The following is a 1747-nucleotide window of genomic DNA, read 5'->3' on the forward strand; positions in this document are numbered from 1 at the left end:
GACGGACCGGGAGGGCGTGCCACCCCTCCGGCCACCCCGGGTCGGGACCGCTCGCCGCCTGTGCCCTGCACCCTTTCCGGCGTCCTTCCGACGGACCGGGGGGAGGCGTTCTGCACTCTCCCCCCATCGCTTCGCTGGCCCCCCTTCTCGCGCCCGGGGAGCGTTGGACACCTCCCCGAACCCCTCCGTCCGAAGAAGGGCAAAGGATCAGGGTTTCAGCTGCGCGGTCTTTGTGACGCGCAGCCGAAGCCCTGGTCCAACAAAACGGATAGAAGAAGCGCGCGTCGACACATCCCCCCTCACATGGAGTTCGTCGATGTTTGACGCATTCACCCCGACCACCGAGACGGTCTCGACCCAAGTTGCAACTGACGTGCAAGCAGCGCCGGACTGGCGCGAGGCGCTGAAGCCCGGCGACATCGTTGCTTTCCGCTTCCCCGATCAAGACGCCCTCGATCCCGAGGCACAGCCGAAGGTTCGCCCGGCGCTCGTGATGCTGCGCGACAAGACCGCCGACGGCGCGACCGTCACGCTGGCCTTCGGCACGACGCGCGGCGCCTTCCGCTTCCACGACTACCCCTACGACCGACGCTACGGCGTCGGCGTCTGGTCGATCGCGGAGATCGAGGCCGCGAACCTGCACCGCGCCACCGGCTTCGCTTGCGAGCGCCGGATCACCGTCTCGCTCGACGATCCCCGCTTCGCCGCTTCGAAGCGCGGCACGCCGGTGATCGGCACGCTGGGCGCCCGCACCCGCGAACGCTTCCTGTCGGTCCTCGCCCGCATCATCGCCGAGCGCGACATCGCCGCCTGGCGCCGGGCCGAGTGCCTGAAGGAGATCGTCGTCGCCGGTCGCCGGGTCGAGGTCGTCCACCGCCGCAAAGGCGAGCGCATGAGAATGACGCCGCCCATGCCGACCCTCGCGATGCCGACGGAGGTGCGGGCATGAGCAGCGATCGCACCCTTTTCGAATACCTGCCGAACAGCTTCAGCGGCGCGAACACGCATCGGCACCTGGTGATCACCAACGTGCCGCGCCCCTCCGATCAGAGCCGCATCTGCGATATATTCGCCGACGGACTGGAAGCGTTGGACAGCATCCTCCTCGCCTTCGCCGATCTCACGGACCGGCAGCAGACCGCTTTCGCCGGCCCGACGCTGAAGCTGCACGCCCAGCTCGACGCCAAGACGCTCCTCGACGAGGAGGTCTTCACCGAGCTCGACGAGCTAATCGCCCGGATCGGCGTGCCCGACGCCGAGGATCGTTCCCTCGAGAGGATGCTGGAGTTGGCGCGCGAGGCCCGGCGCCTCGCGAACCGCGTGGCCTACCTGATCGCCGCCGAGTGCGAGATCGCAGCCCGCCTGCCAAAGCCCGGCCAGACCAGCCAAGCCACCGTGGCCTGATCGGCATGCACGGGCGGCAACGCCCGTGCCCATTTCCCAAGGACATTCTCAAATGCAAAAGCACGATCGCTTCGCGATCCGGTGGCCGGCCGTTCTGGCGAACGCGATCACCGGCGGGTTCGAGCGGGTCGACGTCATCGCGCCGACCTCGAAGGTCCGAGACAGTGTCGTCGAAGAACGCTTGGCGCAGCTCGGCGGCAGCTGGATCGCAACGCCCCATCCACCTTACGCCCTGCGGCCGTTTGCACTCAGCAACCGCCCGATCTCAGTAGAAGCCGGAGAAGCCATCCGCGCCACAATCGCCGACATCTGTCGCGTCGTCGGCATCGGCGGCGGCAAGCAC

At 68.1% G+C, this 1747-nt stretch carries 3 protein-coding genes; all 3 read left to right on the plus strand.

From position 1 onward, the window contains the following. Positions 1–316: 316 nt before the first annotated feature. Positions 317–949 carry a hypothetical protein gene (locus V8J36_RS22785; RefSeq protein WP_336469604.1) on the plus strand — a complete coding sequence of 211 codons (633 nt, stop codon included), beginning with the start codon at positions 317–319 and terminating at the stop codon, positions 947–949. Beyond that, a complete protein-coding gene (locus V8J36_RS22790) occupies positions 946–1404 on the plus strand; it encodes a hypothetical protein (RefSeq protein WP_336469605.1) in 459 nt (152 codons plus the stop codon). The genes V8J36_RS22785 and V8J36_RS22790 overlap by 4 nt, the downstream gene beginning before the upstream one ends. A 52-nt stretch (positions 1405–1456) precedes the next feature. Beyond that, a partial coding sequence (locus V8J36_RS22795) for a hypothetical protein (protein ID WP_336469606.1) occupies positions 1457–1747 on the plus strand: 291 nt, incomplete at its 3' end.

Source organism: Frigidibacter sp. MR17.14, from assembly GCF_037095735.1.
Lineage (GTDB): Bacteria > Pseudomonadota > Alphaproteobacteria > Rhodobacterales > Rhodobacteraceae > Frigidibacter.

Bases quoted from the DNA above. Each gene is read 5' to 3' on its own strand.
- V8J36_RS22785 (WP_336469604.1), top strand. From the start codon at position 317: ATGTTTGACGCATTCACCCCGACCACCGAGACGGTCTCGACCCAAGTT.
- V8J36_RS22790 (WP_336469605.1), top strand. From the start codon at position 946: ATGAGCAGCGATCGCACCCTTTTCGAATACCTGCCGAACAGCTTCAGC.